The following is a 13,804-nucleotide window of genomic DNA, read 5'->3' on the forward strand; positions in this document are numbered from 1 at the left end:
TCAACGATAGCAAAGAACGCAATCCTCGGGAAGATGGGGTCCGGTTTTTGGAAAAACAGAATTAATTTGAAAGGGGGCGAAACTCTTTTGGTATAATCGCGTCCACATTAACCCCTATGCTTATTGAAAACATTCTTAAAATTTTTCTCGGTACTCAAAACGAGCGGACGATCAAGAAGATCGAACCTATCGTGGAGCTCGTGAATTCTTTCTCAGCTGCTGTCGGTTCTTTGGACGATGCTGGCCTTCGGGCCAAAACCGATGAATTCAAGAAACGGCTTGCGGATGGGAAAACATTAGACGATATTCTTCCGGAAGCTTTTGCCGTGGCCCGCGAGGCGGCCCAGCGAACAATCCGTTTGCGTCCTTACGATGTGCAAATTGTGGGGAGTGTGGTCCTTCACGAAGGGAAGATCGCTGAAATGAAAACCGGGGAAGGGAAAACCTTGGTGGCGGTTCTTCCCGTCTATTTGAATGCCCTGGCGGGGAAAGGGGTTCATGTGGTCACCGTTAATGATTATTTGGCCCGACGGGACCAACAGTGGATGGGGCCCGTTTACGAGTTCCTCGGTTTAACGGTGGGGTTTGTTCAACACGATATGCCTAATGAGGATCGTCGCGCCGCTTACGCCTGCGACGTCACTTATGTCACCAACAACGAAATCGGGTTTGATTATTTGCGAGACAATTTGGTGCGGGACAAGTCCGCCCGGGTGTTGCGTCCCGCTCACTACGCCATCGTGGACGAAGTGGACTCTATCCTTGTGGACGAAGCTCGTACCCCCCTCATTATTTCCGGTCCCGGAGAAGCCTCCAGTCAACGCTACCAGATCGTGAACCGACTTATTCCCCAGCTGAAGGGGCGGATGATCACTGAAGATGAAGAGATTAAAGCGAAATACAATGGGGCGGATTTAAGCACGGGCTTCGATTTTATCGTTGACGAAAAAGCCCATACGGCCACGCTTACGGATGCGGGCATAGGGAAATGCGAACGGCTTTTGGGCGTCAAAAGCCTTTACGACGACATTTCAGGGGAATGGGTTCATCATATCACCCAGGCCATTCGCGCCCACAATCTGTATCAGAAAGATGTGGATTATGTGGTCAAAGAGGGCGAGGTCATTATTGTCGATGAGTTTACCGGCCGTCTCATGCCCGGTCGGCGGTGGTCGGACGGGTTGCATCAGGCCGTGGAAGCCAAAGAAGGCATGCGGGTGGCGGAAGAAAACCAGACGTTGGCGACCATTACCTTTCAGAACTTTTTTAAACAATATAAAAAATTAGCGGGAATGACGGGCACGGCTTTAACAGAAGCCAAAGAGTTTTGGGAAATCTACAAGTTGGATGTGGTCGCCATCCCACCCAACCGTGTGGTGACACGGGTGGACCATCCGGATCGTGTGTATCGCACGGAGCGGGAAAAATTTGAAGCCATTGTGGAAGAATTGGAAGACTGTTGGCGGAGGGGTCAGCCCGTTCTGGTGGGAACTCGATCCATCGAAAAATCGGAACGCCTTTCCGGTATGTTGCGCCGGATCGGAATCCCTCACAACGTCTTGAACGCAAAGTATCACGAACAGGAAGCCCAGATCATTGCCCAGGCGGGCCGGCGCGGTGCCGTGACCATTGCCACCAACATGGCGGGGCGTGGAACGGATATCGTTTTGGGAGGCAATCCCCCAGACGAAGAACAAGCGGGTATCGTCAAGCGAGGATCGATCTTGTTTGGGTTAGGGGATTTCAATATTTTCGAATTTGAAAAAATGCTAAAGAAACCTCGCCCCGTCGACAAGCGTCTTCTGGATCAGATGGGCGTGGACGCCGCGGGGTATTCGAAAAAGAAAGAAAGGGATGTCGTTCGCGCGTTGAACGGTTTGTTGGATGATCCGGATTTTGCGAAAAGCCTGGGTTTGTCGTCGCCCCCCGACGGAGTTTCTGAAGACCTGTGGCGGACGGTTCGAGACCAGCGGGAGAGCGGCGGGGCAGTTTCTTCGGAGGAGCTCCGTGAATTTAACCGCAAAATTCTAGAGTCTTTTTTTGACCCCACCCTGATGGCCCGGGAACGTAAAGGCGGGCTTCACATCCTCGGAACCGAACGGCACGAATCGCGACGGATTGACAACCAGCTTCGCGGTCGGGCGGGCCGCCAGGGGGATCCCGGATCGTCCCGTTTTTATTTGGCGTTGGACGACGAGTTGATGCGCCTTTTTGGCAACACGGAGCGTATTCAGAGTTGGATGGGTAAGTTGGGTATGCAGGAAGGCGAGAATATCGAGCACGGCATGGTCACCCGGGCGATCGGTCATGCCCAAAGCAAAGTGGAAGCCATGAATTTTGACATTCGTAAACAGTTGTTGGATTTTGACAAGGTGATGAGCAAGCAGCGTGAAGCCGTCTATTCCCTCCGGAACGCGGTTTTGGATGGGGAAAACATGACCGATCGCTTGGAAAGTATGATGGAAGAATCTCTGGATGAAAAGTTGGCACTCTGGGCTCCCGCAAAAGCACATCCGGAAGAGTGGGATTTTCAGAGCCTTGGCGCCTGGCTCACCCGAGGGTTTGAAACCGACGTTCAGTTTGACGTGTCCCGTTATGGAAACCCCGCGGACCTGAAAGAGGAACTTCTGGAGGTTCTTCAAAAAGCCTTTAAGCAACGAGAGCTGGACTTGGGGACAGAGATGTTTCAGCACCTGAGTCGGATGGTCCTCCTCCAAGTGATGGACACGGCTTGGGTAGAGCATCTAACTTATCTGGAGCAGTTGCGGAAGGGAATCTTTCTTCGGGCTTACGGTCAGAAGGACCCCTTGATCGAATTTCAAAAGGAAGGGTTCAGCCTTTTTGAAACCATGATGCAGCGGGTCCGAGAAGAATCTTTGGAGTTCCTGTTTCGGATCGAGGCGGCCCCAGCCGCCCAACCCCGCGACCGAGTGATGAAGACCGAAAAGCCGTCCGCTCCGATGATCCAGGCGGCAACAGAACCTGCCGTTCCAGAACCTCCTTCGGTCTCACCCCTCATTCGAACGGTGGGGGCGTCTTCTCCCCGTCGTTTGGCAGGGGCCCCCTCTGTTTCTTCGTTACCGGAAGTTCATAAAATCGGTCGGAACGACCCGTGTCCCTGCGGGAGCGGCAAGAAGCATAAAAAATGTTGTGGTCTCTAAGGCCCCTTTAATTTCCCGCCTTCGTGCGCCGGCGGTCTGTGTTTCCGGCGTTCTTTATGTCCTTTGTTTTCCATCCTTTAACCAGGGCCAATTGGCGTGGGTCGCTTTTGTCCCCTTTCTGCTCGCTGTTCCGGGTTTCTCATGGAGAAACGTTTTCACCTGGAGTTTTGTGGCCGGGTGGATGGGGGGGCTCGGCCTTCTCTACTGGGTGTATCCCACATGCCGTTGGGGGGGGGTGAACCCCGCGGTCAGTGTGTTGGCGGTGGGTGCCCTGTCGGCTTATGTGGCTTTGTTTTGGGGCCTGTTTGGGGTGATTGTGAAATTGTTTTCGTCCCGGCCGGTGTGGGAACGGCCTTTTTGGGCCGCGCTCGGTTGGACCGCCCTCGAAGGTCTTCGCGGGCATCTCTTCACAGGTTTTCCTTGGCTGTCCCTTTCCTGTTCTCAATGGCAGGTTCCTCGACATTTGCCTTTGGCGGAAATGGGGGGAAGCTACGCGGTGTCTTTCCTTATCGTGCTGTTCAATGGGACCGTGGCGGCTTTGGTTCAGGGGTTGCGGTCTCGACCCAAACGCTGGTTTGCGGTGGGACCTGGTTTTCTGGCCTTGGTCGGATTGACGGTCTGGAGTGTGTATTTGTGGCGTCGCCCTCTCACACCCTCTGGGCCTCCTGTTGAAATGGCCCTGGTTCAGGGGAACATCGATCAATACAAAAAATGGGACAACGCTTATGAAGCGGACATCGTTCGTTCTTACTCCACTCTCACGCGTCGCGCTTCCCAGGGAAATCCGACATTGGTGATTTGGCCTGAGACGGCGGTCCCCGGCTGGATTCCGAACGACGCTCATCATACCTCTTGGATCCAAGACCAAGCGCGGGACAGCAACACCCACCTGCTGGTCGGTGCGGTGTCTCGCCAGAACGATCGGGATTACAACGCGGCTTTTCTCCTTTCCCCTCGGGGAGAATTTGTGGGACAATATCTAAAAATCCATTTGGTCCCTTTCGGTGAGTATGTCCCTCTTCGCGGGGGTCTGGCACGGTTTGTTCGTGTTCTTAACGATTTGGGTTCATTCGATTCAGGGGGGGAAACCTCTGTTCTGTCGGTGCCCGGGACGAAGGTCGGCGTCACGATTTGTTTTGAAGGCCTGTTCCCCGATTTGGTTCGACGGTTTACGTTGGCGGGGGCCCAGGTGTTGGTCAACATCACGAACGATGGGTGGTATCGTCACACGGCCGCGCCGGAACAACATTTTGCGGCGAGCGTGTTGCGCGCTGTCGAAAACCGTCGGTGGGTTGCCCGGGCGGCGAACACAGGGTATTCGGGTTTTGTCTCCCCACGGGGCGAAGTGACCGGGCGTACCACTCTTCTCGAGCCTGCTGTTCTGATCGGACATCCGGCGCCTCTGGACCATTTGACCTTTTACGTTCGTTTCGGGGATGTTTTTTTAAAGCTGTGTGCCCTCTTTTTGTTCTTGGGTATTTTGTTTTTAGGGAAACAGAAAAGAAAAAGTTGAGGAAACCCTTCCGGGTTTGCTACAATCCTTGCGCGGGGTGGAGCAGCCTGGTAGCTCGCGAGGCTCATAACCTCGAGGTCGTAGGTTCAAATCCTACCCCCGCAACAAGGATGGCCGCCAGAGACAATTGTCTCTCGCGGCTTTCTTGTTTTAGGGGACTAGAAGTGGATCTGGGTTTCGGCGGTGTAGCGGGTAACTTTTGAAGCGTTTTCGCCGTAAATGGGACCGGGAAAAAACGTGGCGCTGCTCAATTTGAAGATCACATCCCCTGAATAGCGAAAATCAATTCCCAAATCCAATTCGGCCCCCAGGCTGTTCTCGCTGGCGACCTTCACTCGGGAATCGTAGGTGAAATAGTCGATGGATCCCGTCCATTTTACCCATTGAACGGTGAAGACGCCAAACCCCAAAGTCTTTATTCCAGAGGCCCCGGAAGGCAATCCCGTGGCGGTTGGAGAAAAAGGTTCTTGGGAATCATAAGCGTCCGATAGGGTCGCTCCATAGTGCTGGCCCCAGCCCGCCCGTTGTAACCCGTTCCAACGTTTAGCGAACGTGGGCCGAAACGATTCATCTTTGTCGGGTGTTCCCGCGTCGTCCCCTGAACCGGAAGCGTAAAGAGCTTTGACCCCGAATCGCCCAAACCGAGCCGTGTCGGATTGGGCCCCCAATTCGATTTTTTCCGCAATTCCGGAGATCTTTATATCCTTATCCTCAACGCGGGTGTTCCCATTGACTAAGGCCATTTCCAATTTGTAGTAGGCGTCTTTCAGGTTTCCGAAAAGGCGAACATCGTAAAAAGTGCGGGCAATCGTGTTCGCCGTTACAGTGGATAATCCTAATGTGTAAGTGGAAGGGCTATCGTGGGTTTCCCGTATCCAACCCAACTCCCATCGGTTGTCGCCCTGATCCAGGGAAAGAATCGCGCCGTTTAAATCTGAATCTTTATTTTCATGGAGACTTTCGGAAATCTTAGCGGTAAACAGATCCATTCCCAATCCTCGCGGAAACTTGGCCTTAGCCCGGATGGCGTTGAACCCAAGTCCATCGTCAGAAACAATCATCCCATCCCCGAGAACCAAGGGTTGCCGGCCAATCGTGAGATCCACATGGTTTCCGATCAGGTTTGGCATGCGGACATAAATGTGTTCGATCCAAGGAGAACCGTCGGCAGAGGGGTATCGGGAGGTCGGGGTTCGAGTGCTTCCCTCCAGACCCCACACATTGACGGATTGAACACGCAAGCCCGCTTCAACCTCTTTGCTCAGCCACCCATTCATTGAAACACGGGCCTGATGGGAATAGTATCCCAGGTTATCGCTGGTGTTTGCGTCTGTGTCGTTGTTTTGTATGACAATCCCTCGGAGGGTGTAATCGAGACCCAGGTTAAGGCTGGACATGTCAGCGTAGGCGGGCGAGAAAAAGGCGAATAAAGACATGAACAAAATCGAGCGATGGGTTGTTTTCATAGGAGCTAATTTTACTAAAATATTATTCCATGTGATTTAGGGAAATTATTGTTTTGGGTTTTCTCTTTGCCAAGCGCCTCACTTAACAGGTAACCCATAAAACGATAGAATGATGGCCTTGTGTAATAGAGAAAGTGGTGTCATAATGGTGCCTGGCGGACGTTCATGGCCCTTCGCCCGAGATCGATGTTTTGGACAGGGCTGTGTTGTTTATCCCAAGGGGGAAAATTTTTCTGACTGATAATCCGGATCAACCTTCCCTACCTCCTCCGGTGGGGGGGAGGCCGACGTCTGTTCCTCGGCCCCCAATGTCGAGGGCGAAGCCTGTGGTTCGTGGTCCCCTTCATGGATTTCTCCATCGGGCTGTAGGCCCCTTTGCTAAGAAACATAAGTTTGTTTTTATGTTCCTCCTGATGGGGTGCGGGGTTCTTGTTATTTTTGGGACAATGAAATTCGTGAATTCCCTCGGAGCGAAAAAGCCTGAGGCCTCTTCGAAAAAAGGTCCGGACGGTGGGACGTTAGCCGTCAATGTCGTGGAAATAAAACCCGAACGATTCGTTGATCCGATGGTGGCCGTGGGAACGATTCAGGGGGGGAACGAAATCCCTTTGCGGTTTGAAGTGGATGGGATTATTGACCTTTTTGAGTTTCGCCAAGGGGATAAAATTCGCAAAGGGAATGTGATCGCCCGACTGAACCAGCGGGACACGTATCTGAAATTGAAAAAAGCCCGGATCGAATTGGAGCAGATGGAAAAACTTTACGCCATCGGAGGAATATCCCTCAATAAATTGGAAGAGGCGAAGGTCACCGCCGACTTGGCGGCCTTGGAGATGGAAAAAACGGTTTTGCGGTGTCCCCGGGATGGAATTCTTGGGGACAAAGAAGCGGAAGTGGGAGAGTTTGTCACACCGGCCAAAAAGATTGCCACGTTAGTGAATATCGAAACGGTGGTGGTTAAGGTGGGGGTGATCGAAAAGGAAATCGATCGAATTTTTCCAGGGCAAAAAGTCATTCTTACCGTGGACACCTACCCCAACGTGGAGTTTACCGGGAAGGTGGATAAAATTAATCCCATTGTTTCCCTGGGAAGCCGTACGCTTGGGATCGAAGCCCTCCTGGCGAATGATGGAGGTCTTCTTCTTCCGGGTATGTTTGCCCGTGTTCGTATCACGATTTTTGAACAAGACAGCGCATTGGTTGTTCCCAACGATGCCGTAGAAAAAACATCAGGGGGAAACCGCGTCTATATCGTCAATAAAGACAATAAGGCCGAGCATCGGGATGTTGAGGTGAGCTATATTTCCAGTCAATTTACGTTGGTTTCCAGTGGTCTTGAGCCGGGGGACCTGGTGATTACCCAGCGCCCTAACGATCTTAAATCCGGTGCTGCAGTAAAAATTATAGAGAAAAGCTAACAAAACGAGGAGAAGACGTTTTTGGGTCTGTGCATCTCCTTTTTTTGATAGAGCGATGTTGTTTAAGTGATCAGAAATTTGTTTTATTTCTCTGCGGTCGTTCCCCTTTCCCTGCCGATCTAAGAAATCATGTTCAATTATTAGCAAGATTCGTTTATCGATTATGGGATATGTCTGTGATCTTTCTGTTACGACTTGTTTTCAATTTCGTTTCAGAAATGTTGCAACTTCTTAAGGGAATCTTAAGATGCCTGATGTATGGTGTGGTGGTTTCGACCTTAGAATAAGTCACCCTGCTGGTCTGTGGTTTAAAGAAAGGCTTGATTTTGGCCCTTTTGTCGCATAGAGTTACTTGCCAGAGAATAGGACTGGCACACCCATGAAACTACGCGCGCGCTTAAGTCTTTTTACAGGGGTTATCATCGTCGCCCTCGTGGCGGGGATCAGCGTTTCTACGCTCGTTCTCCTTCGGAAGGTTTTTCTTGCGGAGGTTCGCTCGAATCAGGAGACGACCCTGAATAGTTTTTCCCAAACCTGTGAGGAATCCCTGGTGTTGCGGGATCCTGTCCTGGTGGCCAATTACGTGGACAGCCTGAGGAAATCACTCCCGGGGCTCGCCTACGCGGTTTTTGTTAATCAGGAGCTGGGGCGAACGATTGGGGATACCGCACAGTTTCGCCAAATTTACCCGTATTTTTCTCACGCGGTCGAACCGGGTCTTCCCCGTCGATTAATTCAGATCCCGCGGGGGGAGGTCATCGTGGAAGTCTCAACGGAAATCAGACGAGAGGGGCAGTCGGCAGGGATGGTCCGAATGGGTTTCTATCAGAGCTACGTCCAGGCCACCATTGCCGATAAAGTGGGGCGCGTTCAGCAAATCGTTCTGGTTGTGGCAGGGGTCTCCCTGATCCTTGCGGTCATGGCCACCCTTCTCATGTCCGCGCAAATAACCCGGCCGTTGCACCAGTTGGCGGCGGGGGCGAAGGCCATTGGAGAAGGCAATTTGGACACACAAATTTACGTGAGTCGCCGAGATGAACTGGGGTTTCTGGCCCATGAATTCAATATTATGGCCGTGAGGCTAAAGGAACTTGACCAATTGAAAGACGAATTTGTTTCCTCTGTTTCCCATGAGCTCCGGTCGCCATTAGCGGCCATCTCGGGGTATGTGGAACTGATGACGCGGAAACCGTTGGAACAAATCCCCATTGAAAAACGGACCAAGGCCTTCAATATCATATTGGACAGTACCACACGTTTGACCCAATTCATAAACGATATTTTGGATTTAGCAAAGCTTAAAGCCGGCCGGGTGGATATTCGGAAAACTCCTTTCAGTGTGGCGAAGGCTCTGGACGAAACCATGAGCCTTTTTGCCCCTCTCTTAGAGAAAAAGAACATCACGTCCCGTGTATTGGCTGCGGAGAATCTTCCCGCTCTGCCCGCGGACGATGAAAAGATGCGTCAGGTCATCACCAATTTGGTTTCCAATGCGTATAAGTTTACACCCGAGGGCGGGGTGTTGACGCTTGACGCGAAGGACACAGGTGTTGAGATCACCGTCAGTGTCTCCGATACCGGAATTGGCATTCCGAAAGAATTTATCGAGCACCTTTTTGAGCGGTTTAAACAAGTCCCTGGGACCCGTCAAAAAATGGGGGGTCCGAAAGGAACGGGATTGGGGCTGGCGATTGCGAAAGGAATTGTGGAGGCGCACGGGGGACGTATTTGGGCGGAAAGTGAGCCCGGGCAAGGCACCACCTTCTTTTTCACATTGCCAAAAGTCGCTCCCGCCCATGCCGTTGCTGACGCGAGGATTTTCAACTAATGGATACTCCCGAAGAAACACTCCCGCCTCTTGCCCGCCCTCGGGTCCTTATCGTCGACGATGAGGCGAATCTCCCTATATTCCTCAAAGATTTTTTGGAGGAATGTGGGTTCGATGTGTCTATGGCGGTCACTGGGAAATCCGCTATGCGGGTGGCGCTTGAAAACCCTCCGGACGCTATTATTTTAGACGTGGATTTGCCCGACACGGACGGCTACACCCTGTGTCGGGCCATGCGGCGCACCAGCACCCTTCGGACGGTCCCGATCGTCATGTTGACGGCCCTGTCGGATAAACGGAACGAGATCGCCGGCCTTCGCGCGGGGGCCGATGATTACCTCACGAAGCCTATCGATACCGAGAGGCTCCAGGCTCGTTTGGAGAACGCTCTCAGTCGGAACATTCGTGAGTTGGACGCCAACCCCTTAACGCACCTTCCTGGAAACACGAGTATTTTGCAGGAAATGGAACGTCGGCTCAGGAAGCAGGAAGGGTTCGCGGTCATCTACGCCGATTTAAATAATTTCAAAGCCTTTAACGATCGTTACGGTTTCCTTCGGGGAGACCAGGCCATTAAATTGGCGGCTCAGTGCATCGTTTTGTCTGTGGAAGGACGGGCGGCTTCTTCCGTTGCTTTGAGCGGCCTTTGGTTTATTGGGCATGTGGGGGGGGACGATTTTATTGCCATTCTCCCCGCCGAAATGGCCGAAGAAGTTTCCGTTGAAATCATCAAACGTTTTGACACCGCTGTCCCGAGCCTTTACGATCCCGACGATCGGGCACGAGGCTACATTGAAGGAAAAACACGTCAGGGGGAACCCGCTCATTTCCCCTTTATCGGAATTGCCCTCGCCATCGTTTCCAATGGCGAAAGGCGGTTTTCCCATCCCGGGGAAATTAGTTCCATGGCGAGTGAGTTAAAAGCCTACGCCAAGACCTTTGGCAAAAGCGCCTACGTGATGGATCGGCGCGATCGCTCCCTTTCTAAGGAGACCTCTGGGGAAAAGAAGGAAGTCCCCCCCATTCTACCCGATATCTTTAGTGAGTTGGGGTTTTCACCTCATCCCCCTCCTCCCCGGGGCGGAGGCTAACGTATGGCCGGAAAAAAGATTCTCGTTATTGATGACGATGTCCAATTGTGTCAACTGACCTCTGACATTCTTGAAGAGCACGGGTTTCAGTCCATGGTCGCCAACAACACAGATCAGGGGTTTAAATGGCTCTATGAGGGGAATCCGGATCTCATCCTTTTGGATGTGTGGTTGCCCTCTATTGGGGGACTGGAATTCTGCCGACAGATTCGCCAAGACGTTCGGGGGCGGCATGTTCCGGTGCTCATGTTAACGGTTCAGGACAAAGAATCGGACAAGGTCATGGGGTTGGAAATGGGGGCGGACGATTACATGACGAAACCGTTCAGTCAACGGGAACTCCTGGCCCGAATTAAAGCCCTTCTTCGTCGTTTTGATCGAGCTCAGCCGGAAGTGTTGTCTTTTTCTTCCGGGGATTTAATGGTGGATTTGGACAAGCACGCGGTGCGGGTGAAGGGGAAAAGTGTGGATCTGACCCCGAAAGAATTTGATCTTCTCACCGTCCTTTTTAAAAACCGGAACAAGGCCGTGAGTCGGCAAAGTTTGTTGACCGCGGTGTGGGGGTTCGATACGCCGGGGAACACAGGAACCATTGACGTGCATATTCGACATTTAAGGAAAAAGCTCGGGCCACAAGGGGATAAGATAACGACCATCCTTGGTTTCGGCTATCGTCTGGACGGGTAGTCTAATGGCTGTGGCCCGCATCCTGGTGGTGGACGATGAATCCGGATTTCGCGAATTGTGTGGAGACCTGTTGTCCGATTGCGGGTACGAAGTGGAGGCCGCCCTGGATGGCGATAAAGCGTTGGAGCGGCTCTCGGAGGCGTCTTTCCAATTGGTCCTCACGGACATCAACATGCCGAAGATGGACGGAATGACCCTCCTGAAAAATATCAAGGCCAAATACCCCATGGTCGAGGTCGTTTTAATGACGGCTTTTGGTGGACTCCAATCTGCGTTAGAAGCTCTGCGGTTTGGGGCGTACGACTACATTACCAAACCGTTCACCCGCGAAGCTCTGTTGGCCACGGTGGGACGCTGCGTGGAAAAGCAACGCCTTTCCGTTGAGCTGAAGCGGGTCCAAGAGCAGCTGTTTGAAAAGGAACGGTTGGCCGCCTTGGGGTCGGTCTCCGGATGGTTGGCGCATCGGATGCGAAATCCGCTGAATGTGATCCAAATGTGCGCCCAATATTTGAAATCGCACTTTGCGGCAACGGATGAGAAGCATGAAGTCACTCTGGCCATTGAGGATAAAGTGAAAATTCTGGAACGGATGACACACGATTTTATCGGGTTCTCCCGCACGTATCAGCCGCGCCTCCAGTTGGAGGACCTTCATGAATTGGTGAACAATGTTTTGTCCGGAATTCGGGCGCGGGTCGATCTTCAAAAAGTGATGATCGAGAAACGCTACGAAGAACCGTTACCTTTGGTCCCTCTCGATAAGGAACTCATGGAAGAGGTCTTGGGTTACCTCGTTGACAACGCGTTGGAAGCCATTCAAGGACCTGGGAGCATTACCTTGCAAGCACGCCGGACGCCGGGAGGCATCCAACTTCAAATTTCCGATACCGGACCGGCCATCCCGAACGAGGTTCGTCGAAGATTTTTCGAACCTTTTTTTACCACCAAGGAACGGGGAACCGGGTTGGGGTTGGCCATTGCCCGTCGTGTGATTGAGAGCCATGGGGGCGAAATGACGATGAAATCTGGAGCCCCGACCACCTTTCAAATCGTTCTTCCTGTTTCCCCCGTGGTCCCTATAAAGGACGGGGTCAAAACCCCATGACGAAGCCGGCTCTTCCCCGCGTCCTCGTGGTTGATGACGAGCCCTCTGTGGGAATGATCTTTCACCGGATCCTCGGTGAGGCGGGATACGAGGTGGTGAGCGCGTCCAACGGGGCAGAATGTTTGCGCGTTTTAAAGAAAAGCGATGTCCATTTGGTTTTCTTGGATTTGCAAATGCCGGGGATGGATGGGGTGAAAACTCTTCGCAAAATCCGTGAAACCCACCCCCATCTTCCTGTGCTGATTATGACGGCTTTCCAGACCGTGACTTCCGCGGTGGAAACCATGAAACTGGGCGCGTTGGATTATCTCATTAAACCTTTGGAAGCGGATAAGTTGAAATCCGTTGCCCAACAGGCGCTGGACGTTACAAAATTGGCGCACCAAGTCCCCGCGGGGAAACCCACGGCGTTGGGAGAAGGGGAAGTCGAGGTTACAGCGAAAAGTGCCGAAATGCAGCGTGTCATGGAACTGGTTGACAAGGTGGCTCCCACCGATGTGCCGGTACTTCTTCTCGGGGAAAGCGGTACAGGAAAAGAGGTAACCGCCCGGGCCATTCATCACCGGAGCCCGCGGGCCAAGCGATCGTTTGTTGTGGTGGATTGTGCCGCTCTCCCCGAATCCATTATCGAAAGCGAACTTTTTGGGAACGAGAAAGGGGCTTTTACCGGGGCGGATACCCCCCGGGCCGGGAAGTTTGAACAGGCGAATTCGGGGACCCTTTTTTTGGATGAAATTGGCAATCTTTCTCTGCCCATTCAGGCCAAACTTCTTCGATTCCTTCAAGAACCAAAAATTGAACGATTGGGAAGTCGGAAGGGGCCCATTTTATTGGATGTTCGGATTCTGGCTGCCACAAACCTGGATTTGGAAAAAGCGGTCGTTCAGGGAACTTTTCGGGAAGATCTTTTTCATCGGCTCAAGGTGTTTGTCATCGACCTTCCCGCTTTACGCCACCGGGGGTCTGAGGACCTGGAGGCCCTGATGGTGTGGATGGTGGACGGGTTTCGAAAACAGTTGGGGAAACCCCGTCTTTCCGTAGATCCTGAAACGATTTCGTTGCTCAAAGCCTATCGGTGGCCGGGGAACATTCGTGAATTGCAAAATGCGCTGAGGAGCGCCACCCTCTTGGCTGAGGATGTGGTTTTGCCTGTGCATCTTCCCATGAGCGTTCGGAACGCCCGGCCCACCATGGAGGCCCAAACTTTCGTCACCGGTCTCAACGAAGTCATTCAAAAAGTGGAGCGGGAACATATTGAGAGCGTCCTCAAAAAACATCCGGGGGAGCTGCCAAAAGTAGCTCGAGAATTAGGCCTTGAAATTAGTGTATTAGAGAGTAAGATTAAGGAGATGAACCTTACAGTGACACCCCCTCCTGTCTAAGGAGGGATGGCGGGAGGTAAGGTTTTGCCACCACGATAACAATCTGATTATTTGGATTTTTTTCCCCTGAATTTGAGAATCGGGGTGTTTTGTTGAATTTGGTCAAAATGTCGCATACGATTTGTATGGGGCCCCGCAAGGGGCCACAGGTTT

General features: G+C 52.4%; 9 protein-coding genes and 1 tRNA gene. 9 read left to right on the forward strand and 1 reads right to left on the reverse strand.

Going from position 1 to position 13,804, the window contains the following annotated elements; genetic code table 11:
* Nucleotides 1-116 precede the first annotated feature (116 nt).
* The 3 genes from secA to JNK54_06180 all read left to right on the forward strand — a co-directional run bounded on the left by secA (nt 117) and on the right by JNK54_06180 (nt 4,779).
* Nucleotides 117-3,161, forward strand: a complete 3,045-nt coding sequence (gene secA / locus JNK54_06170; protein ID MBL8023851.1) for a preprotein translocase subunit SecA — start codon at nt 117-119, stop codon at nt 3,159-3,161.
* A complete protein-coding gene (lnt, locus tag JNK54_06175) occupies nt 3,151-4,674 on the forward strand; it encodes an apolipoprotein N-acyltransferase (GenBank protein MBL8023852.1) in 1,524 nt (507 codons plus the stop codon). The genes secA and lnt overlap by 11 nt, the downstream gene beginning before the upstream one ends.
* 31 nt (nt 4,675-4,705) lie before the next feature.
* Nucleotides 4,706-4,779 (forward strand) — tRNA-Met (locus JNK54_06180).
* A gap of 53 nt (nt 4,780-4,832) precedes the next feature.
* On the opposite strand, the gene JNK54_06185 is transcribed toward JNK54_06180, so the two are convergent.
* Entirely contained in the window at nt 4,833-6,140 is a 1,308-nt protein-coding gene (locus JNK54_06185) for a hypothetical protein (GenBank protein ID MBL8023853.1), read from the reverse strand.
* Between the two features lie 326 nt (nt 6,141-6,466).
* On the opposite strand from JNK54_06185, the gene JNK54_06190 reads away from it, so the two are divergent.
* The 6 genes from JNK54_06190 to JNK54_06215 all read left to right on the forward strand — a co-directional run bounded on the left by JNK54_06190 (nt 6,467) and on the right by JNK54_06215 (nt 13,651).
* On the forward strand, nt 6,467-7,558 hold the full coding sequence (locus JNK54_06190) for an efflux RND transporter periplasmic adaptor subunit (GenBank protein MBL8023854.1): 1,092 nt from the start codon (nt 6,467-6,469) through the stop codon (nt 7,556-7,558).
* Between the two features lie 379 nt (nt 7,559-7,937).
* A complete protein-coding gene (locus JNK54_06195; GenBank protein ID MBL8023855.1) occupies nt 7,938-9,386 on the forward strand; it encodes a HAMP domain-containing histidine kinase in 1,449 nt (482 codons plus the stop codon).
* Nucleotides 9,386-10,477, forward strand: coding sequence for a response regulator (locus tag JNK54_06200; protein ID MBL8023856.1), 1,092 nt, complete (start codon nt 9,386-9,388; stop codon nt 10,475-10,477). Before JNK54_06195 ends, JNK54_06200 begins: the two co-directional genes overlap by 1 nt.
* A 3-nt stretch (nt 10,478-10,480) precedes the next feature.
* Complete coding sequence (locus JNK54_06205; GenBank protein ID MBL8023857.1) at nt 10,481-11,164, forward strand: response regulator transcription factor; 684 nt, start codon at nt 10,481-10,483, stop codon at nt 11,162-11,164.
* A 4-nt stretch (nt 11,165-11,168) separates the two neighbouring features.
* A complete protein-coding gene (locus tag JNK54_06210) occupies nt 11,169-12,269 on the forward strand; it encodes a response regulator (GenBank protein ID MBL8023858.1) in 1,101 nt (366 codons plus the stop codon).
* On the forward strand, nt 12,266-13,651 hold the full coding sequence (locus JNK54_06215; protein MBL8023859.1) for a sigma-54-dependent Fis family transcriptional regulator: 1,386 nt from the start codon (nt 12,266-12,268) through the stop codon (nt 13,649-13,651). The genes JNK54_06210 and JNK54_06215 overlap by 4 nt, the downstream gene beginning before the upstream one ends.
* Nucleotides 13,652-13,804: the final 153 nt, after the last annotated feature.

The organism is Elusimicrobiota bacterium, assembly GCA_016788905.1.
GTDB lineage: Bacteria > Elusimicrobiota > Elusimicrobia > FEN-1173 > FEN-1173 > JADKHR01.

Bases quoted from the DNA above. Each gene is read 5' to 3' on its own strand.
- JNK54_06205 (MBL8023857.1), top strand. From the start codon at position 10,481: ATGGCCGGAAAAAAGATTCTCGTTATTGATGACGATGTCCAATTGTGT.
- JNK54_06215 (MBL8023859.1), top strand. From the start codon at position 12,266: ATGACGAAGCCGGCTCTTCCCCGCGTCCTCGTGGTTGATGACGAGCCC.
- JNK54_06195 (MBL8023855.1), top strand. From the start codon at position 7,938: ATGAAACTACGCGCGCGCTTAAGTCTTTTTACAGGGGTTATCATCGTC.
- secA (MBL8023851.1), top strand. From the start codon at position 117: ATGCTTATTGAAAACATTCTTAAAATTTTTCTCGGTACTCAAAACGAG.
- JNK54_06200 (MBL8023856.1), top strand. From the start codon at position 9,386: ATGGATACTCCCGAAGAAACACTCCCGCCTCTTGCCCGCCCTCGGGTC.
- JNK54_06185 (MBL8023853.1), bottom strand. From the start codon at position 6,140: ATGAAAACAACCCATCGCTCGATTTTGTTCATGTCTTTATTCGCCTTT.
- JNK54_06210 (MBL8023858.1), top strand. From the start codon at position 11,169: ATGGCTGTGGCCCGCATCCTGGTGGTGGACGATGAATCCGGATTTCGC.